22 protein-coding genes are annotated in these 21586 nt (G+C 53.8%); 7 read left to right on the forward strand and 15 right to left on the reverse strand.

What is annotated here, in order from left to right:
* Nucleotides 1–42: 42 nt before the first annotated feature.
* From C2U53_RS24035 to C2U53_RS24060, 6 genes are all read right to left on the reverse strand, one after another.
* A complete protein-coding gene (locus tag C2U53_RS24035; protein ID WP_104446563.1) occupies nt 43–660 on the reverse strand; it encodes a DUF3164 family protein in 618 nt (205 codons plus the stop codon).
* 10 nt (nt 661–670) lie between these two features.
* Nucleotides 671–913, reverse strand: coding sequence for a hypothetical protein (locus tag C2U53_RS24040; protein ID WP_104446564.1), 243 nt, complete (start codon nt 911–913; stop codon nt 671–673).
* Nucleotides 914–922: 9 nt separating this feature from the next.
* Nucleotides 923–1162: a hypothetical protein gene (locus tag C2U53_RS24045; RefSeq protein ID WP_233479558.1), complete on the reverse strand. Its 240-nt coding sequence runs from the start codon at nt 1160–1162 to the stop codon at nt 923–925.
* 40 nt (nt 1163–1202) lie between these two features.
* Nucleotides 1203–2144 carry an AAA family ATPase gene (locus C2U53_RS24050; RefSeq protein WP_104446565.1) on the reverse strand — a complete coding sequence of 314 codons (942 nt, stop codon included), beginning with the start codon at nt 2142–2144 and terminating at the stop codon, nt 1203–1205.
* Nucleotides 2145–2209: 65 nt separating this feature from the next.
* Nucleotides 2210–4201, reverse strand: coding sequence for a transposase domain-containing protein (locus C2U53_RS24055; RefSeq protein WP_246876136.1), 1992 nt, complete (start codon nt 4199–4201; stop codon nt 2210–2212).
* Nucleotides 4194–4439, reverse strand: a complete 246-nt coding sequence (locus C2U53_RS24060; RefSeq protein WP_104446566.1) for a helix-turn-helix domain-containing protein — start codon at nt 4437–4439, stop codon at nt 4194–4196. Before C2U53_RS24060 ends, C2U53_RS24055 begins: the two co-directional genes overlap by 8 nt.
* A gap of 151 nt (nt 4440–4590) precedes the next feature.
* Between C2U53_RS24060 and C2U53_RS24065 the strand changes: the two genes are divergently transcribed.
* Nucleotides 4591–5112: a helix-turn-helix domain-containing protein gene (locus C2U53_RS24065; protein WP_104446567.1), complete on the forward strand. Its 522-nt coding sequence runs from the start codon at nt 4591–4593 to the stop codon at nt 5110–5112.
* A gap of 306 nt (nt 5113–5418) precedes the next feature.
* Here C2U53_RS24065 and C2U53_RS24070 read toward each other — a convergent pair whose 3' ends face one another.
* The 3 genes from C2U53_RS24070 to C2U53_RS24080 form a co-directional block, all read right to left on the reverse strand.
* Nucleotides 5419–6036 (reverse strand): acyltransferase, encoded by a 618-nt coding sequence (locus tag C2U53_RS24070; protein WP_104446568.1) that lies wholly within the window; start codon nt 6034–6036, stop codon nt 5419–5421.
* A gap of 129 nt (nt 6037–6165) precedes the next feature.
* Nucleotides 6166–6804 (reverse strand): leucine efflux protein LeuE, encoded by a 639-nt coding sequence (leuE, locus tag C2U53_RS24075; RefSeq protein WP_104446569.1) that lies wholly within the window; start codon nt 6802–6804, stop codon nt 6166–6168.
* Nucleotides 6805–6898: 94 nt separating this feature from the next.
* Entirely contained in the window at nt 6899–7816 is a 918-nt protein-coding gene (locus C2U53_RS24080) for a LysR family transcriptional regulator (protein ID WP_043000421.1), read from the reverse strand.
* Between the two features lie 103 nt (nt 7817–7919).
* Here C2U53_RS24080 and C2U53_RS24085 point away from each other — a divergent pair, with 103 nt between their 5' ends.
* On the forward strand, nt 7920–9005 hold the full coding sequence (locus C2U53_RS24085; RefSeq protein ID WP_043000420.1) for a tartrate dehydrogenase: 1086 nt from the start codon (nt 7920–7922) through the stop codon (nt 9003–9005).
* Between the two features lie 44 nt (nt 9006–9049).
* Here the strand turns inward: C2U53_RS24085 and rnd are convergent, their stop codons facing one another.
* From rnd to C2U53_RS24110, 5 genes are all read right to left on the reverse strand, one after another.
* On the reverse strand, nt 9050–10177 hold the full coding sequence (gene rnd, locus C2U53_RS24090; RefSeq protein ID WP_104446570.1) for a ribonuclease D: 1128 nt from the start codon (nt 10175–10177) through the stop codon (nt 9050–9052).
* A gap of 231 nt (nt 10178–10408) precedes the next feature.
* Nucleotides 10409–12094 (reverse strand): long-chain-fatty-acid--CoA ligase FadD, encoded by a 1686-nt coding sequence (gene fadD, locus C2U53_RS24095; RefSeq protein WP_061070023.1) that lies wholly within the window; start codon nt 12092–12094, stop codon nt 10409–10411.
* 204 nt (nt 12095–12298) lie between these two features.
* The gene (locus tag C2U53_RS24100; protein WP_044264737.1) at nt 12299–12880 is read right to left on the reverse strand and encodes a Slp family lipoprotein; all 582 of its coding nucleotides are present in this window, start codon (nt 12878–12880) and stop codon (nt 12299–12301) included.
* A 59-nt stretch (nt 12881–12939) separates the two neighbouring features.
* A complete protein-coding gene (tsaB, locus tag C2U53_RS24105) occupies nt 12940–13635 on the reverse strand; it encodes a tRNA (adenosine(37)-N6)-threonylcarbamoyltransferase complex dimerization subunit type 1 TsaB (protein ID WP_044257648.1) in 696 nt (231 codons plus the stop codon).
* Nucleotides 13636–13692: 57 nt separating this feature from the next.
* Complete coding sequence (locus tag C2U53_RS24110) at nt 13693–15603, reverse strand: ATP-dependent DNA helicase (RefSeq protein WP_104446571.1); 1911 nt, start codon at nt 15601–15603, stop codon at nt 13693–13695.
* A gap of 129 nt (nt 15604–15732) precedes the next feature.
* Here C2U53_RS24110 and C2U53_RS24115 point away from each other — a divergent pair, with 129 nt between their 5' ends.
* Nucleotides 15733–16077, forward strand: coding sequence for a RidA family protein (locus tag C2U53_RS24115; protein WP_043000414.1), 345 nt, complete (start codon nt 15733–15735; stop codon nt 16075–16077).
* 7 nt (nt 16078–16084) lie between these two features.
* On the opposite strand, the gene C2U53_RS24120 is transcribed toward C2U53_RS24115, so the two are convergent.
* Nucleotides 16085–16264: a YoaH family protein gene (locus C2U53_RS24120; protein ID WP_043000413.1), complete on the reverse strand. Its 180-nt coding sequence runs from the start codon at nt 16262–16264 to the stop codon at nt 16085–16087.
* A gap of 73 nt (nt 16265–16337) precedes the next feature.
* Between C2U53_RS24120 and pabB the strand changes: the two genes are divergently transcribed.
* The 4 genes from pabB (at nt 16338) to C2U53_RS24140 (ending at nt 21581) form a co-directional block, all read left to right on the forward strand.
* A complete protein-coding gene (pabB, locus tag C2U53_RS24125; RefSeq protein ID WP_090049221.1) occupies nt 16338–17699 on the forward strand; it encodes an aminodeoxychorismate synthase component 1 in 1362 nt (453 codons plus the stop codon).
* A 3-nt stretch (nt 17700–17702) separates the two neighbouring features.
* Nucleotides 17703–18281, forward strand: coding sequence for a CoA pyrophosphatase (locus tag C2U53_RS24130; protein ID WP_043000411.1), 579 nt, complete (start codon nt 17703–17705; stop codon nt 18279–18281).
* Between the two features lie 185 nt (nt 18282–18466).
* Nucleotides 18467–19831, forward strand: a complete 1365-nt coding sequence (gene sdaA / locus C2U53_RS24135) for an L-serine ammonia-lyase (protein ID WP_044257644.1) — start codon at nt 18467–18469, stop codon at nt 19829–19831.
* Between the two features lie 151 nt (nt 19832–19982).
* Complete coding sequence (locus C2U53_RS24140; protein WP_172740593.1) at nt 19983–21581, forward strand: EAL domain-containing protein; 1599 nt, start codon at nt 19983–19985, stop codon at nt 21579–21581.
* Nucleotides 21582–21586 lie beyond the last annotated feature (5 nt).

A 21586-nucleotide genomic window follows, 5' to 3' on the forward strand; every position in this document is an offset into this window, starting at 1 on the left:
ACGCAAGCGCCGAAATAAAAATCAGAGTTAATTAACTAATAATCAGAGTCTGGCTAAATCCAGCGAGATTTGCTGATAGTTACCATCCGTCTGACGCTCATAAATACGCAAATACTGACTGGTGCCCGTCACCTGAATTGCATCAGCAATGGCATCCATTGCTTCATTCCATTTGGCATCGTCAATATTCAGCTGGCGCAGACCCAGTACCTGGTTGATATCAATTTTGCCCTGTTTGTTGACCCGAAAAGCATGATCAATCATTGCCATAATCTTCTCATTAGCGCCGACAGACCACTCACTGATACAGTCATCAATCAGCTTTTTAGCTGCCTGAATGCGTTCATCAAACACACGATGTTCACCGACAGCGCGAATGAGTTTGTAACGGCCATCGAAGCTCACCAGGGTCACATTGCCCTTCGTACCGCCGTATTCCACGCCATACTCCGAGGCTGAAAGGTCGGTAAAGTCGGCGATTCTCTGCATTGACTCCAGTTTGAACGCGGCCAGCGCCTGACGCTGCTGATGTGCAGCCGCGACGATCAGCATGACAACTTCATCACGCAGCTTATCCACAGGCTTGACCTGAGATTCAGGGATTAAATGTCCCTGGGCATTAGTGCGGTAGCCCGCGGGTACGGTATTTGAATTATTCATCTGTTTTGCCTTAATGAGTGGTGTTTGATTCTGTATTCCCGGAACGTGCTTTCCATTCATTCATATAATGAATATTTGCAGCCTTAATAATCCGTTCCGACATTCTGTTAATAATACTGGCTATGTGATCGGCAGCATTTGGGGATTCATAGTTCACACCTTCCATCTGCACATTAACGTCTACAACCTCTTTGACCTGAGAACCTTCGGAGAACACTTCCTTGGTGGTCACTGTAAAAATAATTTTTGCCATTTTGACTCCTCAGCGCCAGATAATCCGGCAGCCATTGAAACTGGCTACCCATAATGAACGGGAGCCGCTGTTATTACGCTCGACAATACGCACAGCACTGTTGAGCAGTTCGACTGGGGGACATAACACCTTCAGCACTGGTCGTGCTCTTGTCAGGCTAAACGACTGAACATGGCATCCCTTTTGATTCAGCATGGCTTCAGTCGCCATAATCTGTTGCATGTGTGTCGAAATCAGTTCAGGAAACATTACTTTTTCTCCCGGCCTATGTTCTCTTTATTCATGATAATTACCCCTTATATTCACATCCGAGGTCTTTGATGGCGGCGATAATATGCGAGGTTGTTAACGCCTCACTCATTGCCAGCGCCTTCGTGGAAGCAAGCTGCAGGGAATAGAACACCATGCGCAGTGCGCCAGGCTGGCGGGCTATCCAGTTGATAACCTGCCGGGCATCCTTATCCAGCCCGCAGGCGTCAGCGATGGCGTCAATATCCGCCTGAGTGGCAGTTTCAATGACAACCCGTTTCGCTATGCGGGAGAAAAGACGTGCAAAATCAACGTCACGGCTCTGGTTGCCTGTCAGGCGCTTGTATACACGATGGTTACCAATCAGTACCAGACCGACCTGAGACTCTTCCTGGAGGATGCGCAACTCTTCCAGCGTCTCATAGCCCAGCCGGTCGGCTTCATCGACAATAATCAGCCCTTTTTTGCCCTTAAGCTCGTCGCGCACCTGACGGTAAAGAAAGTCAGGACGATAGACCTGTGGCTCTTTCACGCCAATAGCCTGCGCGATGGCATAAAGGCAACCAGCAACCTTAACGCTGGAACGGGATACCGTGAATGTCCAGACGTTAGGACGGGATGCAACAAAGCGGTCCCGTGCGGTGGTTTTGCTCAGGCCCGGATTGCCATAGACGACTGCAATACTCTGAGTCAGCTGGGCATACTGGAACGCGCCCCAGATATTTTTAACGGTCGGTGTTTCCACAAATTCCGGCATCACCGGCAGTGAATTACGTTCGGTGTTGCAGTTGTCGAGCCACGCTGCCAGCGCATCCGCGACAATCTGGCTGTTACCACGATAGGTTCCACTCAGGAACTGGGACAGACGGGAAGCGCTGACGCCGGATTCGCGGGCAATATCCGCCATTACAGCACCATCATTTTTCAGTACAAGAATATGCTCGCGAACAGTATCAATATTCGTGTGGATTTCAGTTGTCATATCATTTATCCTTTTTTGAAACAGGTTGTTTTTATTTAACTGACGGTCCGGCAAGACCGTCTTTTTTATTTCATTAACTGCTGCTGATATACGCTCTCCATATAATCATTAAATGCACTGTTATCCTGTTGTTCCTCTGTTACCGGCTGCGGTTTTCTGACGGTATTTCCTGACACCGGAAAGGCCACAACAGGTCGGGAAACGGTCGCCGGCGCGTCGGGTTTTGCCATAAGCTCTGAAAGCTCCAGGATATCCATCTGCGTCTGTGCTTTTGCCACTTTCTTCGCGGCCTTGATTTTCTGTGTTTTGAGTCGCTTATGTTCGCGGGCTGCCTGAGTATCGCCAAAGGCTGCAGCAACATCGCAGGTCGCCTGACAGATATAGTTCCCGTCCAGGTCATAGCAAAAAACATCACCGTGCAGGTTGCGTGGATCAAAGCGCACCACGACTTTTTTGACCGGCGCACCCAGCAGGGCCTCTGCCTTATAGACGTTTTCCTGGTTCTGGATCTGACCGCCAGATTTAAGGGTAAACGTGCCGTCACGGCGGACTGTGGTCGCCTCTGAGCACAGCATCAGCATGCGCAGCTGTTCCTGTGGCAAGAACTGATGGATGCGCTGCCCGTAGCTGGCTGCAAAAGCCTGATCAAATGACAGCTTCCCGCCGCATATTTCGGTTTCACGACCGACAATGGCATTCCACATTGCGATACCGTCATCCAGCGCCTGCAGGAAGGTTTCTACCGGAATGGGGCGGGTTTTATTGCCGCGCACATTTTTTTTGTACTGGTAATCCGGCTTGGCCGTCGGGTTCGGACCCGTCCAGGCTCCGGCACAGGCGGGGTGTTTATCGACATATTCACCGACACCACCGGCGTTAAATGCGCGTTCAACGGGTTTTGCCTGACCGTTACCGTGACCGTATTCGACGGTAGTCCAGTGCAGGTCAATCCCCAGCATAGGAATAATCCCGATGGGATCGTCATCGCGCACTTTGAAGCGATAGCGGTTAGGAACGCCGGCCGTCAGGGACTTGTTCGCCGCTGCGCGGGTGTTATCGATGGTGATATGCTGTGGACGACCGTACTTGTCGATCACGTCCAGCAGGGAATAGCGAATGGCATCCGTGTTTTCGCTGATGTCGGTGTAGTAGCCTACAATCTTACGGCTGTACACATCCTGCCAGAACCATGTTTTAGGGCGGCATTCCTCGCCGTTGTGCCAGATAACCCACACATTGTGCTTGTAGCCGTCACCGTTCAGCCATTCACCGGCGCTCATATTGGCGACAGTCCGTCGTTGCGACGGGTAAAGCTGGGAAAGCGCATATTCCCCTTCGCGCAGCAGCACGCGGGCTTCCACCGGGATTTCTTTAATGCGGCGACTGACGGTATCGTATGACGGGATCACCCAGCCGGTTTCCTGTGCTTTCTTTTCCAGCCGCTGGTAACAGGCGGTCAGCGCGGGCTGCTCCAGTCGCAGGTAATCCGTCTTGATCCACTCCCATGCTTCCTCGTCGAAATCCGCTTTACGCACACAGGCTGAACCGGACGTGATACGGGTATCCAGCAGAGCCGGTCCCCAGTCATTGCGCGGGTGGTTGCGGGTCCGGCGATACCAGGTACGCAGGGTATTTTCAGAGACACTGAGCTGTTTACCCGCCAGCGTTGCTGACTGACGAACGCCAAGGCCGCTGTTAACCAGTTCGGTCATCAGAATAACGGCTTTTACCCGCTCCTGCGCCTGTTCACGCTGGGCTGCGCCGGCACGTTCCCAGTTTCTCCAGAGCTTCTGGCGGGCAGGATCAACCTGTTTTTCAGGCAACTGAATAACGCCGGCAGAGGTTTCAATCTGATTATGGCGGAGCAACACTTCAGCCCGGATATGTGCAGGGAAAGCACACACATTAAACTCAACCGCCTTGCTACCCGCACGTTTGCGGGTCAGCGTTTCATTGCCTGCAACAAAACTTTCCAGTTTCCGGCGAACGTTTGGCGCACCGGCTGGTAATCCGGCGACACCACAACAGTCCTGGACCGTGACCCATAAATCAATCATGCAATCCTCCCTGTGATTCAGCTCCTTTTGAGTAACGGCTGGGCCAGATTTCACCAGGTTCGACGCCAATCACACCAGCCACAATGGCCTCGTACTTTTTGCAGTGGAAACGAAGCACATTGCGCAGGCTGTCTGACTTCAGACCGGCTTCACGGGAAAGCCGGCTGAATGTCGTCCCGCGCTTACGGACAGCAGCTTTAATATCCTCTGCATGCCAGTCTTGGTTTTTTGTCTGCATTCTGCGATCCTTAAATGTTTACCGGTTCCGGCAACCGAAAGGCGTTACCGGTTCGAGAGTAAAGATACGATCAAATAGTACGAATGTAAAGTTAAATTCGTCCTATTTGATTTATTTTGAGGGGTGTTTTTTAAGAAAGGAATTTTATTGCATGACAGACACATACAGAAAAAGCGGTGACTTTTTGGTCGAAAATACATCCGATACTATTCTATCGGGAGGAATAAATCGTTTTGGAGAGAGGCTGAAGGCTGCAATTGGGAAAGAGTCCGTGAACTCATTTGCTAAAAGATGTGGGATTAGCGAGGCAACTATACGTAAGTATATGAGTGGTAACACTTATCCTGGTATTGACAAAATGCATGCGTTATCAGAATCAACAGGAAAATCAATTAGTTGGCTTATAAGTGGGAGTGAGGATGATCTCGTCAAAAAGGACGAGGTTAATGAATCTGAATTATTGAAGTGGTGGGGGATTATTTTTGAAAGTCTTAAAACGGAAGAAAAACAATTGATTATCTCTCAATACCAACGTCATGGTGTTAATGCTTTATTTTCAGATGTGCTCACCACTAAAACTCAGGGCGAAAAAGAGATTTTGCGCCGAGGTCATTCCACTGAGAATGCGAACCCTGCGCCACATGTAAGCACGCATGGTAAGAAAGCTGGCTGATGGCTTTCATTGGCTGGCTTATCGGTACTCTGACCTGTCCTCCGTTGCAGACGTGGTGAGTAGACCTGTTAAGTTAAAATTGGAATTATCTTTAAAGGCTTTTAACGCGTAATTTAATACAAGGTAAAATGGATCGTGTTATCTGCCAATCAGTAAAAAGTGGATCGCTTTAATTTTTTTGACGCGTCGCGGCGCATAGAGCAGTTCACCTAGCTCAATCCCTTGCCAAATCTGGTTTTCCTCTCACACGATTCCGTGTAATCCAATCTAATCCCGGATATCCCTACTGGATCATCTTGGTTGAGTCTATGCACCGAGCATGAACTCAAAGAGTCGGGAGGCGAAGAAATAATACGTTTTCGTCGGATGCGCACCTGAGTAGTGCCAGGCGATATAGATGCCTGCAATCGTCAGCAATGGCGCCAGATAGTTAAGCGCCCGTTCGTGCGTTTTTTTACGGATGACGTAATAGATTACCGGAAAAAAGACATACCATTGCCACTCGATGGATAAAGACCAGGTGTGAAGCAACAGCATGGCGTTTGAATCAGGCGCTGCATAGGCGGTTGTTTCATCGCCAAAATAGCGGTTTGAGACAATCAGCAGCGTCTGCTTTATGCTTTTGAGAAAAGAGGCATAATCTTCAGGCAACCAGAATAGCGACGCAATGACAACGCACAGCAGCATCATTGTCAGCATTGCTGGCTGCAATCGCCATATTCTACGCAAATAAAAATCGCTAAAGCTGAAATGCCCCGCATCCATTCGGTCTTTTATTATCGATACGATGAGAAAGCCTGAAATGACGAAGAAAATATCGACCCCGATGAAACCGGATGCAAATAGCGAAAATCCGGCGTGAAATAACACCACCAGCAATACGGCAATCGCCCTTATGCCGTCAATATCAGAACGATACTTCATCGATTATCCTGCGAACGAAATATAAAGTGCGGATTTTACATGAGATTATTCAAAAGTGAACCGCCAATGACACGCTGTTTTGTTGTCGTTTACCTCAATAAAAAACCCGCCGATGGCGGGCTCCATGGCTTACGACTGTAGGGTCGCCAGCCGTGCGGCGAAACCGACAAAAATCAGGCCAATCAGCGAGTTTCCGATCTTCGCCAGTTTCTTTTTAGTACGGATATACTGTGTGACAAAGGCGCCCGAGATAATCAGGAAGCTCAGGTAGCAGAAGCTCACCACTTCAAGCGTGATCGCTAAAATAAAGAATGACAGTCCCGCGTGCGGCGCATTCACATCAATAAACTGCACAAAAAAGGAGACGTAGAACAGAATGGCTTTTGGGTTCGTCAGGCTCAATACCAGCGCACGTTTAAAAATGGCGCCAAAGGGAACCGCGTCTTCAGTTGTCTCACCGCTTTTTGCTTTAAGCGTGGTATAGAGGATTTTTGCGCCCAGATAAAGCAGGTAAAAGGCACCGAGATAGCGGACGATATTAAACAGCACTGGCGTCGTTTTAATCAGCGTCGCCACCCCGGCATACGCCAGAAACATGAGCACCGCGTCACCAATAAATACCCCGCTTGCCGCAAGGTAACCGCCCTTCATTCCACGTCCGACGCTGTTTTTCAGCACAAATATCGTGTTCGGTCCCGGAACCAGGACAATAAAAATAGCCCCGACCAGATAAGTCCAATAATTCAGTACACCATACTCTGCAAACACGTTAACCTCTTCTTCCTGAAACCACTTTTTCGCTTAACTGCGAAACAATATGCTAACGGATGCACCAGTCCAAGGGAAGCGCTTATCCCCCGCTTTATTTCAGTGAGAATGCCGGATAGCGCTCGGCAAAATAGTGGCGTAAGAATTCCACCGTAATACGCACTTTGGCTGACGTCGCCAGTCGTGAAACATACACCGCCCAGATATTGGCCGGTTGGTAATACTCCGGCAGGACATGCACCAGATGACCGCTGGCAATGTTATCGCAGACATCCCACCAGGAGCGCAGCGCAATCCCCTGTCCGTCCAGACACCACTGATGCACAATCTCACCATGATTCGATGACAGCGGCCCGGTCACCTTAATGGCGTGCTCCCCCTCTTTATTCTGCAATTGCCAGATCCCAAAGGGATGGTCACGCTCTTTGATCACTAAGCAGGAACAGGTAGCAAGATCGGCAAGCTGTTTTGGCGTACCGTGCTGTGCCAGGAACGACGGCGATGCACAAAGGATTCGGTAGTTCGTTCCCAGCTTGCGGGCGATCAAATTTGGCGCAATGTCGTCGCCAATACGGATATCGAGATCGACACCTTCATTGGCTAAATCCACCAGCCGGTCTTCCACATCAAAGCGCAACTCCAGTTGCGGATACTGTCTTGCCAGGGCGGACAGCGCAGGAGCCACCACCTGTCGACCAAAACCAAAGCTACTGATGATGCGCAGCATCCCTTGCGGAACCTGCCGGACATCAGAGAGTTCATCCATCATCTGATCGACATCATGCAGAATACGCTGCGCCCATTCATAGATGCGCTCACCCTCTTCCGTAATGGTGACGCGACGCGTGGTGCGGTGCAGCAGAACCACATTCAGGTTCTGTTCAAGCAGCGCAATGCGTTTACTGACATAGGCGGGTGAGACCCCCAGTTCCTGGGCGACGGCAGCGAATCCCGCCCGACGGGCGACCAGCGTAAAGACGCGTAAATCAGTCAGCAGAGGAGGATTATTCATGATCTGTGTTTTATGTTTCACCAGTTAGGGAGATTAACTGTGGATCAGTCAATTATAGGATAAGGAGGAAGTCAATTTTGCTACCCTACAAGTGAGAACTGGTATGAAAAAAACCTGTCGTATTGCCGCCATTGCTGGTGATGGCATCGGTAAGGAAGTGCTGCCAGAAGGCATTCGCGTTTTGCAGGCCGCCGCCAGACGTTGGGATCTGTCGCTCAGCGTTGAGACGTTCGAATGGGCCAGTTGCGATTATTACCTTGAGCACGGGAAAATGATGCCGGATGACTGGCGCGAACAGTTATCCTCCTTTGACGCCATTTACTTTGGCGCCGTCGGCTGGCCGGAGACGGTTCCGGACCATATTTCCCTGTGGGGGTCGCTGCTGAAATTCCGTCGGGAATTCGATCAGTATGTGAACCTGCGCCCGGTTCGCCTCTTCCCCGGCGTGCCCTGCCCGCTGGCCGGCAAGAAGCCTGGCGATATTGATTTCTACGTCGTGCGTGAAAACACTGAAGGGGAATACTCTTCACTGGGCGGACATATCAACCCAGGCACTGAGCATGAAGTGGTCATCCAGGAGTCCGTTTTCACCCGTCGGGGCGTGGATCGTATTCTGCGCTATGCGTTTGAATTAGCCCAAAGCCGCCCGCGTAAGACGCTGACGTCGGCGACCAAATCCAATGGTCTGGCAATCAGTATGCCGTTCTGGGATACACGCGTAGAAGCCATGGCGCAGCACTACCCCGATATCCGCTGGGACAAGCAGCACATTGATATTCTTTGCGCCCGTTTTGTGATGCAGCCGGAGCGCTTCGATGTGGTGGTCGCCTCGAATCTGTTTGGCGACATTCTTTCCGATCTCGGTCCGGCCTGTACCGGCACCATTGGCATTGCCCCCTCGGCTAACCTGAACCCTGAGCGTAACTTCCCCTCGTTGTTCGAACCGGTACATGGTTCCGCACCGGATATTTATGGCAAAAACCTCGCCAATCCGATTGCGACCATCTGGGCGGGGGCGATGATGCTGGATTTCCTCGGTGCAGGAGAAGCGAAGTACACCGCCGCGCATGACGGAATTCTGGCAGCGATTGAGCACGTCATTGCCACTGGCCCTAAAACGCCGGATCTGAAAGGTAGCGCATCGACGCAGCAGGTCGGTGATGCCATTTGTAAGGTGTTAGAGTCGTAAAACCATCGTGCCGGATGCCGCTAATGACATCCGGCAACAGCCGCTTATTGCTGGTATTCCTGCAGTAGCGTATTGAGCTTCGTCGCCATTAACGCCGCACGCCAGCCGGAAATGAGTTCAGGTTCCGTTGTCTGCGGCTTTAACTTCCAGTGCCAGTTGAGCAGTTGGTTGATCTGACGACGTGACGCCAGCAGCTCTGCGCTGACGTGATGTTCCGTACTCACTTCCGTCACCAGCGCCTTGATCGCCTTAAACGCTTTGCGATAACCCGGCATATCCATCAGATTCAGCAGCGGTTCCGGCAGCGCCTCTTCCGGCAACGCCTGCGCTTTGGCAACCAGCGAGAGCAGCGTTTTGCCGTGGAAGCGAATTTCACTGCCAGAAAGCCCCAGGCTGTCGAGTTCGCCCATGCTGCCGGGCATATAGCGCGCCACGGACCACAGGTGCTCTTCGCGAACCACGAAGTTAACAGCCAGATCGCGCTCACGCGCTTTACGCAGACGCCAGTCGGCAAGCAGTTGCAGGCAGGCCAGTTGACGCGTGCGTAGCTGCCAGGCGTTGGTGATCTCGCGCCAGGCATCTTCCGGTGCCAGGATCTCCTGACGACGGGTTTGCATCAGACGACACTCATCCAGCGCCGCAGGCAACCAGCCCGCCGCCTCGGTTTCCGCCATCAGTTTCCCGGCAATCGGTAACAGATACCAGACGTCGGCTGCCGCGTATTCGCACTGGCGCTCAGTCAGTGGACGCGCCAGCCAGTCGGTACGTGACTCGCTCTTATCCAGCGCCACGCCGGTGAACTCTTCCACCATTGATGCAAAACCCCACGACAGGGGACGACCACAAAATGCCGCCAGGATTTGGGTATCGATCAGCGGCTGCGGCAGTTCGCCAAACGCATTCAGAAAGACTTCCAGATCTTCACTGCCCGCGTGCAAAAACTTGGTGATGGCGGTATCGCGCAGAATCGCTTTCAGCGGCGACCAGTCGCTAATGCCATGCGGATCAATCAGCGCGACATGTTCGCCGTCAAACAGCTGAATCAGGCCCAGTTGCGGATAATAGGTGCGGGTACGAACAAATTCGGTATCCAGGGCAATCGCAGGAAACGCACGGACCGCTTCGCACAGGGTCGCCAGCGCGTCGTCAGTGGTGATCATTTGGTAATTCAAATTGCATTCTCTTCGGTTTACGCCAAAAAAAACGCCGGATTCACCCGGCGTCAGATTGCTGACAAAGAAGAAAAAAGCGTGGTTTTTCCTTCTTTGTGGTTATCAGCCGAAAATCAATAAATTGATTTTCCTGGTTTTTAATAAGGTGATCTCGGCTTGTCCGGTATCGGCATAAGGTTTGCGATCACTCTCACGCCGGATTCACCCGGCGTTTGACGTGTTGCTTAACGCTCAGCCCTTATTGTCCACTTTGGCACGGGCTTCGTCACGCAATTCTCGACGTAAAATTTTGCCGACGTTTGATTTCGGCAGTTCATCGCGGAATTCAACCAGTTTCGGGACTTTATAGCCCGTGAGCTGACGGCGGCAGAAAGTGACCAGCGCCTCTTCGGTGAGTGAAGCCTCTTTTTTCACCACAAAAATCTTCACCGCTTCGCCGCTGCTGCCGGACGGAACACCGACGGCAGCCACTTCCAGCACGCCCGGATGCTGCATCACCACATCTTCGATCTCGTTCGGATAAACGTTAAATCCGGAGACCAGAATCATATCTTTCTTACGATCGACAATGCGCAGGAAGCCTTCATCGTCCATGACTGCGATATCACCGGTGTGTAGCCAGCCGTCTTTGATGATTTCATCGGTCGCATCAGGACGCTGCCAGTAGCCCAGCATCACCTGCGGCCCTTTCACGCACAGTTCACCCGGCTGATCCGGCGACACTTCGTTGTCGTCATCGTCCACCAGTTTGGCTTCGGTCGATGGCACTGGCAGGCCGATGCTGCCGCTGTGATAATCAATATCGTGCGGGTTAACGCTGACCAGCGGCGCGCATTCGGTCAGGCCATACCCTTCAAGCAGATACTGTCCTGTCAGTTTTACCCAGCGTTCTGCCACCGCCTGTTGCACTGGCATGCCGCCGCCCGCAGAAAGATGCAACGAAGAGAAATCCAGTTGCTGGAACTCTTTATTGTTCAGCAAGGCGTTAAACAAAGTGTTCACGCCGGTCATCGCGGTAAACGGATACTTCGCCAGCTCTTTAACCAGCCCCGGAATGTCGCGCGGGTTGGTGATCAGCAGGTTCTGCCCTCCCAGCTCGATAAACAGCAGGCAGTTCATGGTCAGGGCAAAAATGTGGTACAGCGGCAACGCGGTCACCACCAGTTCTTTACCCGGATGCAAAAGCGGTCCGTAAGTGGCTTTCACCTGCTCCAGGTTAGCCAGCATATTGCGATGCGTCAGCATCGCCCCTTTCGCCACTCCGGTCGTTCCGCCGGTGTACTGTAAAAACGCCAGGTCCTCAGAAACCACTTCCGGTTTAACATACTGCATACGGTACCCGGCGTGCAGCGCACTGCGAAAAGAGATCGCATCCGGCAGATGATATTTCGGCACCAGTCGTTTGATGTACTTCACTACGAAGTTCACCAGCGTGCCTTTAGCCGTGGAAAGCTGGTCGCCCATACGGGTCAGAATGACGTGCTTAACGCTGGTTTTATCAACCACTTTTTCCAGGGTATGGGCGAAGTTGGAGACAATCACAATCGCCGCCGCGCCGCTGTCGTTTAACTGATGCTCCAGTTCACGCGGGGTATAAAGCGGGTTGACGTTCACCACAATCATCCCGGCACGCAAAATGCCAAACAGCGCCACCGGATATTGCAGCAGGTTTGGCATCATCAGCGCGACGCGGTCGCCCTTTTTCAGCCCCAGCCCCTGTTGCAGGTAAGCTGAGAAGGCGCGGCTACGCTCCTCCAGCTTGCGGAAGGTCATTACCTCCCCCATGTTCATAAACGCGGGCTGATCGGCATAACGCGCGACAGCATGTTCAAACAGTTCCACCAGGGATTGATAACGGTCAGGATTGATCTCCGCAGGCACATCTGCGGGGTAACGGTTTAACCAAACCTTCTTCACTGCATCACCTCTAAAATGAGTGTTCGTCGTCATCTCAACCCCAGATAATAAACAAGTCGTTAACATAATATTAACTCAGCGTACCAGTTTATTAATTACTCAACTGAAAGGTTGCGAAGCGCGTCACTATTTATTTTTGTTATGACGTTAATAAAACAGAAACAGCGGACCAGCCGCTGTTTCTTTTACTGATAATACAACGCGTTACTCTGTGACGATCGTTTGAACCTGTGCAGGACCAGGGTTGTACCATCCCCAACCGCCATAGCCATACGGCCAGCCTCTCCCGCCGTAGAACCACGGGTCGATCGGTTGTGGTGGCATCACCACCTGCTGAGCAAGCCGCCAGCGTTTGTAGCCCGTCACGTCCATGGTCATGAATTTGTACGGCGTGCTACCCACTTTACCTTCAACGGTACCCGTAATCGGCCCAACGACGGTCACCAGTTGCCCCCGGAAATCAACCGGGTCGAGGAAGCCATTCACATTGGCGTATATACGACCACGCGACGGTTCGCCCAGAATCGGCCGCGCCCCGCTATCGAGCGGAACAGTGGCAATTTCCAGACGGGTTTTTCCCTGCTGGTTTTGAATCTCCACCACTTTACCGCCAAAGCGCGCTTCCTGTCCGACATACAGCTGCGGGGCATTCATCACCCGCACCAGATCGTCCTGCGGCGTGGGGCTGGAGCCCTTAATCGCCTCCGGAACCGTGACGCACCCGCTTAACATGAGGGCGATGGCGCCCGCGAGCAGGCCTTTCACAACTTGTTTTTGAACCGCCATACTGCGACTCCTTTTCTCAAACGGCTAACCCGATGTTTTACGGGTCATACTACTGAGATTCACTCTTTTCCGGGAAGTTTCTTCCAGGCCACGTTGTTACGTAAATAAACCGGTTCCGCGTGTTCGACCGCCACGGTTTTACCGTCAGCCAACATCTGGCAGGCGATCGGCAACATATCTTCCGCGGCGGGCAGCAGGACGTCACCGTCGCGCAGCGCCAGTCCGCTCTCTTTGCCAAGTTCAGGCCAGGCAGGCCAGCCCGTCCCGACAGTCACCCATTCGCCGGAAAGCTGTTGTAAGCGCTCGGTGACCTGCTCAGGCTTCAACACGGCCTCGGTTTCTTCACCGTGCCAGACGCCCTTTTCATCACGCTGATACTCGGCCCAGTAGACCTCGCCCATTCGCGCATCAATGGCCGCCAGAACGCGAGTCGCGCCGGTTTTACGCCATGCGCCCTGCGCCATTGTCGCCAGCGTGGAGACGCCAATCATCGGCAGGTCAGCACCTAACGCCAGCCCCTGGGCGATGCCAATTCCGATGCGCACGCCAGTAAAACTGCCCGGCCCGCGCCCGTAGGCCAGCGCATTGAGTTCAGTCAGAGAGGTGCCGTTAGCGGCAAGGATATCCTGCACCATCGGCAGGATGCGTTGAGTATGTTCTCGTGGGCAAAGCTCAAAATGAGCAGAGTGAGTACCGTCGTTCCACAGCGCCACAGAACAGGCTTCTGTGGCGGTATCGATAGCCAGAATTCGCATGAGTCTTCGTGCTTAGATCAATAAAATGGCCCGCATCTTACCATACTCCGTAACAAATTACTCGGAGCATGGTATTGCGAGGAATCGCACAGCACGGGCGATATCCCGGGTGCGCGGCGCCGGCGGCAGGCTGGCAAGAAACGTCGCGCCATAAGGTCGCATCACCAGTCGATTGTCACAAATCACCAACACGCCACGGTCATCGGCATCACGGATCAAACGACCGACGCCCTGCTTCAGCGTAATCACCGCGTCGGGCAGTTGCACCTCATCAAACGGATCGCCGCCACGTAAACGACAGTCTTCCATCCGTGCCTTCAGTAGCGGATCGTCTGGCGATGTAAACGGCAGTTTGTCGATGATCACCAGCGACAGCGTATCGCCGCGCACGTCCACCCCTTCCCAGAAGCTGCTGGTCGCCACCAGCAATGCGTTACCCGCGCTGACGAACTGTTGCAGCAGTTGGCCTTTGCTGGTTTCACCCTGCAACAGCACCGGAAGCGTCATGGTAGCGCGGAACTGCTCCGCCAGATCGCGCATCATCGCATGCGAGGTACAGAGCATAAAGCAGCGTCCGTTGTTCGCTTCGATGATCGGTCTTAACATTGCCGCCAGCTGTCGCGCCGCGCCCGGTTGATTGGTTTGTGGCAGATTACGCGGCACACAGAGCAGGGCTTGGCGGGTGTAATCAAACGGACTCGGCAACAGCATTGATTCCGCTTCTTCAATCCCCAGACGCGCCGTAAAGTGATGCAGGTCATCATTCACCGACAGCGTTGCCGAGGTGAAAATCCAGCTTCCTGGCTTCTGCGCCATCACCTCTTTGAACTTATCCGCCACCGTCAGCGGGGTCAGCGCGAGGGTAAAATTGCGCGAGGTACATTCGTACCAGTAGCTATAACCGGGCTGGTTGATCTCTTTCAACCGTTTGAGACGTGCGCGATACAACGTAGCGCGCTCAAACGCGGCATCAAGCAACGCCGAACGTCCAAGGGATAATTTCGCCACGTCGTAACACAGCTCCAGCGTATCATCGAGCAGTAAAAACGCGCGCTGCACCCGCTGATCGGCCAGCAGTTCACGCAGGTTGCCGCGATATCCCGGCTCACCCAGTTGCAAGCGGAAATCCTGCGCGCTTTGCGCCAGACGGTCGGCGCATTTCTGTAACTGCTGGGTGTCTTTCAGCTCGGTACGATAGGCAATGGTGATGTCCTTCGCCAGATCCATCAGCTGACGACTGGAGAGCGACTGGCCAAAATACTGGCTGGCGATGTCCGGTAGCTGATGAGCTTCATCGAAAATCATCACCTCCGCCTCCGGGATCAGCTCACCGAAACCGCTCTCTTTGACCACCATATCGGCCAGAAACAGGTGATGGTTCACCACTACCACGTCCGCGTCCATCGCCTTTTTACGTGCTTTCACCACAAAACAGTCTTTATACAGCGGGCAGTCGCTGCCGAGGCAGTTGTCGTTGGTGCTAGTGACCAGCGGCCAGGCCTGAGAATCCTCGGCTACGCTGACACAGGTACTGATGTCGCCATCTTCGGTCTGATTCGACCACGAGCGCAGCAGGATCACATCGCTTAAGGTCTGAACAGGCAGATCGCCACCCGCCAGCGCCTGCTGTTCAAGGCGCTCCAGGCATAAATAGTTTGAACGTCCTTTCAACAGGGCCAGCCTTCCGGTGTACTTCAGCGCTTTAGCCACCGTTGGCAGATCGCGGCTGTATAGCTGATCCTGCAACGCCTTCGAACCGGTCGAGATAATCACTTTCTTTTTTGCGCGCAGCGCCGGTGCCAGATAGGCGTAGGTTTTCCCTGTCCCCGTTCCGGCTTCTACCACCAGAGGCTGTGATTTTTGGATGGACTGAGCGACGGCCATCGCCATCTGCCGCTGTGGTTCGCGCGGTTTGAAACCCGGTATCGCTTTAGCCAGTTGACCTTCTGGTGCAAAATCGTCCGTCACACTACCCCCTGTTGATTTGAACAGGGATTATGTCAGGCCGCAGCGGCTTACGCCAGTTGAAGAGGTGACGCCGCCCTGACAATATGGCAGTCTTGCCATTTTATGCAGAACGTAAAAGAGGAAGGCTTTATGACTATCATCCGTATTGATGCCGAAGATCGTTGGTCTGACGTGGTGATCCACAACAACACGCTCTACTACACTGGCGTACCAGCAAACCTTGATGCCGATGCCTTCGAGCAGACCGCCAACACGCTGGCACAGATTGACGCCGCGCTGGAACAGCAAGGCAGCAACAAGTCACGCATTCTTGATGCCACCATTTTCCTTGCCGATAAGCATGATTTCGCAGCGATGAACAAAGCCTGGGACGCCTGGGTTGTGGCCGGTCATGCGCCGGTACGCTGTACGGTTCAGGCTGGATTAATGAACCCGAAATATAAAGTTGAGATTAAAATCGTCGCCGCGGTGTAAGCCGGGGCTACTCGTCTTCGTCTTCAAAACGCGCCACAATCCGCTCACCGGTATGGGTGGCGCGCAGCTCTTCGGCCACCAGCGCAATCGCCTGACCGCTGCTCATACCCTGTGACATCAGTTCCTGAATACGCTCAACCGCTTTCTGTTGCTGTTCGTGACTGAGTGAAGGTAAACCTGCAAACATCGTTAACTCCTGCTAAATTGTCTGCGCTAATTATTTCATGCAACCCGGAACATAGCCAGCACAGTCAGGATCAATGAAGACGTTATCTCCCGCTATTATCACGCTCCCCTGGCGTCAGGACGCCGCCGAACAGTATTTCGCGCCAATAAGCCATCTGCCGTGGGCAATGCTGCTGCATTCCGGTCACGCGGATCACCCACATAGCCGTTTTGACATTGTGGTAGCCGATCCGCTTTGCACCGTGAAAACGCACGGCGAAACCACGCAGATTCGCGATGCGCAAGGCTGTCGTCTTACTCATGACGATCCGCTGGCTGTACTGCAAAGCGCACTGACCGAGCTGAATCTTCAGCCGCCAGTGAACGCCGATTTACCGTTCCAGGGTGGCGCGCTGGGGTTATTTGGCTACGATCTGGGACGCCGCTTCGAATCTTTGCCCAGCTATGCCCGGCAGGATATCGCGCTGGCGGACATGGCGATAGGCCTCTACGACTGGGCGCTGATTGTCGATCATCAGCGCCAGACCGTGAGCTTACTCAGCCACACGGACGCCCACGCCAGACTCGCCTGGCTGGAAAGCCAGCAACCTCCTGCGCGTGTGCCGTTCAGGTTAACCACCGACTGGCAATCGAACATGACGCGTGAGCAATACGGCGAAAAATTCCGCCAGGTGCAGGCGTATCTGCACAGTGGCGACTGCTATCAGGTCAATCTGGCCCAGCGTTTTCAGGCGTCTTATCAGGGCGATGAGTGGCTGGCCTTCGCGCGGCTCAATCAGGCGAACCGCGCCCCGTTCAGCGCGTTTTTACGCCTGGATGACGGCGCCATTCTGAGCCTGTCGCCTGAACGGTTTATTCTTCTGGCTGATGGCGACATTCAGACCCGCCCCATTAAGGGCACCCTGCCGCGATTGCCGCAGGAAGAGGCAGACCGGAAACAGGCGCAGAAACTGGCGAACTCAGCAAAGGATCGGGCGGAAAACGTAATGATTGTCGATCTGATGCGCAACGACATTGGTCGCGTGGCGGTACCGGGCTCGGTGAAGGTGCCGGAACTGTTCGTGGTTGAACCCTTCCCGGCGGTGCATCATCTGGTCAGCACCGTGATCGCGCGGTTACCCCCCACGCGGCATGCCAGTGACCTGCTCCGCGCCGCGTTTCCGGGCGGCTCGATTACCGGGGCACCGAAAGTGCGCGCCATGGAAATTATTGATGAGCTGGAACCCCACCGCCGTAACGCCTGGTGCGGCAGCATCGGTTATCTGAGCGTCTGCGGCAATATGGATACCAGCATTACCATCCGCACCCTGACCGCCGTGAACGGTCAACTGTACTGTTCCGCTGGCGGCGGTATTGTCGCCGATAGCGAGGAACAGGCGGAATATCAGGAAACCTTTGATAAAGTGAATCGTATCCTGCAACAACTGGAGAACTGAGACATGGAGAACAAGAGCCTGACGCTGGATGATTTTCTATCGCGCTTCCAACTTTTGCGCCCGCAGATTAATCGCGAGTCGCTGAACCTGCGCCAGGCCGCCGTGCTCATTCCCGTGGTTCGCCGCCCCCAGCCAGGGCTGCTGTTGACCCAGCGTTCGGTGCATTTACGCAAACACGCCGGGCAGGTGGCCTTCCCCGGCGGCGCGGTTGACAGCACCGACGCCTCTCTCATCGCCGCCGCGCTGCGTGAAGCCGAAGAAGAAGTGGCAATCCCGCCAGAAGCCGTTGATGTGATCGGCGTGCTGCCGCCGGTGGACAGCGTGACCGGCTTCCAGGTCACGCCGGTAGTGGGCATTATTCCGCCTAATCTGCCTTACCGCGCCAGCGAAGACGAGGTTTCCGCCGTCTTTGAAATGCCGCTGGCGCAGGCGCTGCATTTAGGCCGCTATCACCCGCTGGATGTCTGGCGTCGCGGGGATTCGCATCGCGTGTGGCTTTCCTGGTATGAGCATTATTTCGTCTGGGGAATGACCGCCGGAATTATTCGTGAACTGGCGCTACAAATTGGTGTGAAGCCCTGACTATACTTATCTTTACGCGCAGAAGACACAACCTGAAACTCCCGTCACAACATTAGTAAAAACGCGGTTACCCATTAGTTTAATTCATGTGAATAGTTAAGCCGATCCCCGCGTTCCCTCTTACACTATGCGCAGTTATTACATCGTTTCTGGAAGTTTCCAGTCACCCTGTCAGGAGTATTATCGTGATTAGTCTATTCGACATGTTTAAGGTGGGGATTGGTCCCTCATCTTCCCATACTGTAGGGCCTATGAAGGCGGGTAAACAGTTCGTCGATGACCTGGTCGAAAAAGGATTACTGGATAGCGTTACTCGTGTTGCCGTCGACGTGTATGGTTCACTGTCGCTCACGGGTAAAGGTCACCACACCGATATCGCCATTATTATGGGTCTGGCAGGCAATGAGCCAGCCACCGTGGATATTGATAGTATCCCAGGTTTCATCCGCGACGTAGAGGCGCGCGGTCGCCTGCTGCTGGCGCACGGTCAGCACGAAGTAGATTTCCCCCAAAACGACGGCATGCGTTTTCATAACGGTAACCTGCCGCTTCACGAAAACGGCATGCAGATCCATGCGTATAACGGCGATGCCGTCGTTTACAGCAAAACCTACTACTCCATCGGCGGCGGATTTATCGTCGATGAAGAGCATTTTGGTCAGGATGCGGCAAATGAGGTAAGCGTTCCTTATCCGTTCAAATCCGCAACCGAGTTGCTGGAGTACTGCAACAACACTGGCCTGTCCCTTTCCGGACTGGCGATGCAGAACGAACTGGCCTTGCACGACAAAAAAGAGATTGAAGAATACTTCGGTCACGTCTGGCAGACCATGCAGGCCTGTATCGATCGCGGTATGAATACCGAAGGCGTGTTGCCGGGTCCACTGCGCGTTCCGCGTCGCGCCTCTGCGCTGCGTCGGATGTTGGTTTCCAGCGATAAGCTCTCTAACGACCCGATGAATGTGATCGACTGGGTGAACATGTTCGCCCTCGCGGTCAACGAAGAGAACGCGGCAGGCGGTCGGGTGGTCACCGCGCCAACCAATGGCGCGTGCGGTATCGTGCCAGCCGTTCTGGCCTACTACGATCACTTTATTGAGTCCGTCAGTCCCGATATTTATACCCGCTACTTCCTGGCGGCAGGCGCCATCGGCGCGTTGTATAAGATGAATGCCTCGATTTCGGGAGCGGAAGTCGGCTGTCAGGGCGAAGTGGGCGTGGCTTGCTCAATGGCGGCGGCCGGTCTTGCGGAACTGCTGGGCGCGAGCCCGGAGCAGGTGTGTGTCGCCGCTGAAATTGGCATGGAGCATAACCTGGGGCTGACCTGCGACCCGGTTGCCGGTCAGGTGCAGGTACCGTGCATTGAACGTAATGCAATTGCCTCTGTAAAAGCGATCAATGCCGCACGGATGGCGATGCGTCGTACCAGCGCACCGCGCGTCTCACTGGATAAAGTCATCGAAACGATGTACGAAACCGGTAAGGATATGAACGCCAAATACCGCGAAACCTCACGCGGTGGTCTGGCGATTAAAGTTCAGTGTGACTAAACACTTCAGCAAGCGACGCTAATACTTTTTCCTCGCCCATCTGCAACGGATGGGCGAAATTTTGCCCCCTTTCTCGTCTGCTCGCCAATTCCCCACTACACTTGCTCTGTTACGGTTGGCTTTTGTGGCTGACGGTTATCAGGCGGCCCGCATGCAGACAGCACAACGGATCATAAAAAAATATCGTCGTAAACGTTTTATCCTGTGCATACTTTGCGCGCTCATTACGCTCATCCTGACCCTGGGCGTCCGATTTATTTCACAGCGCAATTTAAATCACCATCACACCGTTACCTTTGCCTCCAGGGCGGTCGCCACGCTCGATGAAGTACTGCGTCCGTTGCAGAATGGCCGTGATATCCTGTTACCACTGATTGGCCTTCCCTGCTCCGCTACGCATCTCCCGCTGCGCAAACAGGCTGCCAGACTGCAAACGGTACGCGCAATTGCCCTGGTCCAGCGCGGCATACTGTACTGTTCCAGCGTCTTTGGCTATCGCAATATCCCGGTTCATCAGCTTCAGCCCGACCTTCCCACCGCAAACGCGCAACTGCTGTTGTCCACCGATCCGCTGCTGATTAAAGGCAGCCCGATTCTCGTCCAGTGGTACCCGGCCTCTCCCGACGGAAAGGACGGAATACTGGAGATTATCAATATCGACCTGCTTACCAGGCTGCTGCTGGAACCGCGTAAGCCGCAGATTACCGCTGCCAGCCTGACAGTCGGCAACCGACATTTAATTTACGGGAGCGGCGTAGTACAGCGCCTGCCTGCGCTCAACGATGAGCAACGCTATCAACTCACCTCACAGCACTATCCCTTTACTATTAGCGTGACCGGGCCAGCGGCAGAGGCGCTGGCGCTCAAAGCCCTGCCCGCGCAGTTGCCGCTGGCATTATTGCTCAGTCTGCTGGTGGGCTATCTGGCGTGGCTGGCCACCGCCAGTCGAATGAGTTTTTCCTGGGAGATTAATCTCGCGCTGGCACAGCGCGAATTTGAGCTTTTTTGCCAGCCGCTACTGAACGGGCGGACCGGACAGTGCATGGGGGTGGAGATCCTGCTGCGCTGGAATAATCCACGTCAGGGGTGGATTTCACCGGACGTCTTTATCCCGATTGCCGAAGAGCATCACCAGATCGCACCGCTGACGCGTTATGTGCTAGCGGAAACCATTCGGCAACGTCATTTTTTCCCCATGAGCAGCCAGTTTCATATTGGTATTAATGTCGCTGCCAGCCATTTTCAGCAGGGTGAATTGCTAAAAGATCTCGATCAGTACTGGTTCAGTCAGCAGCCCATTCAGCAACTGGTGATAGAACTGACCGAGCGGGATGCGCTGCAGGATGTTGATTACCGAATCGTTCACGCGTTGCAACGGCAAAACATCAAGCTGGCGATCGATGATTTTGGAACCGGCAACAGTTCATTGTCATGGCTGGAAAAGTTGCGCCCTGACATTCTGAAAATTGATAAGTCCTTTACCCATGCGATTGGTACTGATGCGGTCAATTCAACGGTGACCGACATCATCATCGCCCTTGGGCAACGACTGAATATCGAACTGGTCGCGGAGGGGGTTGAAACGCAGGAGCAGGCGCAGCATCTGCGTCGCCACGGTGTGGATTTACTGCAGGGATTTTTATTTGCGAAGCCGATGCCGCTGCGCGATTTTCCGCAGTGGCTGGCGGGCAGTAACCCGCCGCCGCCCAGGCATAACGGACGCATCGCGCCCGTTATGCCCCTGCGTTAGAGAGG

This window comes from Citrobacter sp. CFNIH10 (assembly GCF_002934585.1).
In the GTDB taxonomy this organism is placed as follows: Bacteria; Pseudomonadota; Gammaproteobacteria; order Enterobacterales; family Enterobacteriaceae; genus Citrobacter_A; species Citrobacter_A amalonaticus.

Coding starts and splice junctions, on each gene's coding strand:
- C2U53_RS24045 (WP_233479558.1), bottom strand. CDS start 1,162: ATGTTTCCTGAACTGATTTCGACACACATGCAACAGATTATGGCGACT.
- C2U53_RS24080 (WP_043000421.1), bottom strand. CDS start 7,816: ATGAATAATCCTCCTCTGCTGACTGATTTACGCGTCTTTACGCTGGTC.
- C2U53_RS24050 (WP_104446565.1), bottom strand. CDS start 2,144: ATGACAACTGAAATCCACACGAATATTGATACTGTTCGCGAGCATATT.
- C2U53_RS24040 (WP_104446564.1), bottom strand. CDS start 913: ATGGCAAAAATTATTTTTACAGTGACCACCAAGGAAGTGTTCTCCGAA.
- C2U53_RS24140 (WP_172740593.1), top strand. CDS start 19,983: ATGCAGACAGCACAACGGATCATAAAAAAATATCGTCGTAAACGTTTT.
- tsaB (WP_044257648.1), bottom strand. CDS start 13,635: ATGCGAATTCTGGCTATCGATACCGCCACAGAAGCCTGTTCTGTGGCG.
- C2U53_RS24060 (WP_104446566.1), bottom strand. CDS start 4,439: ATGCAGACAAAAAACCAAGACTGGCATGCAGAGGATATTAAAGCTGCT.
- C2U53_RS24085 (WP_043000420.1), top strand. CDS start 7,920: ATGAAAAAAACCTGTCGTATTGCCGCCATTGCTGGTGATGGCATCGGT.
- C2U53_RS24115 (WP_043000414.1), top strand. CDS start 15,733: ATGACTATCATCCGTATTGATGCCGAAGATCGTTGGTCTGACGTGGTG.
- C2U53_RS24070 (WP_104446568.1), bottom strand. CDS start 6,036: ATGAAGTATCGTTCTGATATTGACGGCATAAGGGCGATTGCCGTATTG.
- C2U53_RS24100 (WP_044264737.1), bottom strand. CDS start 12,880: ATGGCGGTTCAAAAACAAGTTGTGAAAGGCCTGCTCGCGGGCGCCATC.
- C2U53_RS24055 (WP_246876136.1), bottom strand. CDS start 4,201: ATGATTGATTTATGGGTCACGGTCCAGGACTGTTGTGGTGTCGCCGGA.
- C2U53_RS24120 (WP_043000413.1), bottom strand. CDS start 16,264: ATGTTTGCAGGTTTACCTTCACTCAGTCACGAACAGCAACAGAAAGCG.
- C2U53_RS24035 (WP_104446563.1), bottom strand. CDS start 660: ATGAATAATTCAAATACCGTACCCGCGGGCTACCGCACTAATGCCCAG.
- C2U53_RS24130 (WP_043000411.1), top strand. CDS start 17,703: ATGGAGAACAAGAGCCTGACGCTGGATGATTTTCTATCGCGCTTCCAA.
- pabB (WP_090049221.1), top strand. CDS start 16,338: ATGAAGACGTTATCTCCCGCTATTATCACGCTCCCCTGGCGTCAGGAC.
- C2U53_RS24065 (WP_104446567.1), top strand. CDS start 4,591: ATGACAGACACATACAGAAAAAGCGGTGACTTTTTGGTCGAAAATACA.